Source organism: Leucobacter japonicus, from assembly GCF_001273855.1.
Lineage (GTDB): Bacteria > Actinomycetota > Actinomycetes > Actinomycetales > Microbacteriaceae > Leucobacter > Leucobacter japonicus.
Genome location: NZ_JHBX01000121.1, coordinates 1 through 234 on the forward strand (window position 1 = coordinate 1; position 234 = coordinate 234).

The 234-nt window shown below is 61.1% G+C and carries 1 protein-coding gene; it reads left to right on the forward strand.

Annotation, left to right across the window (positions count from 1 at the left end; genetic code table 11):
* A partial coding sequence (locus AMS67_RS17655; protein WP_162230860.1) for a hypothetical protein occupies nt 1-234 on the forward strand: 234 nt, incomplete at both ends.

A 234-nucleotide genomic window follows, 5' to 3' on the forward strand; every position in this document is an offset into this window, starting at 1 on the left:
CTCCCAACACCGGTTGAGGTCCTGACGCTCATTGCCGATCGCCTCGAAGAAGCCGACATCTCGACCGGCTACATTGTGCAGACCTGGGGCGAAGCCGCAACCAACCCCGCAGTGCGCAGCACCGCGAACGAGTTCTATGCCAGCGCGTTCGACTTCCTGCGTGAGTACGTCACACTGTGGCTGACCGCGGATCAAGGCGTCGAAATAGCTCGTGCCCATGAGCAAGCCGAGAAC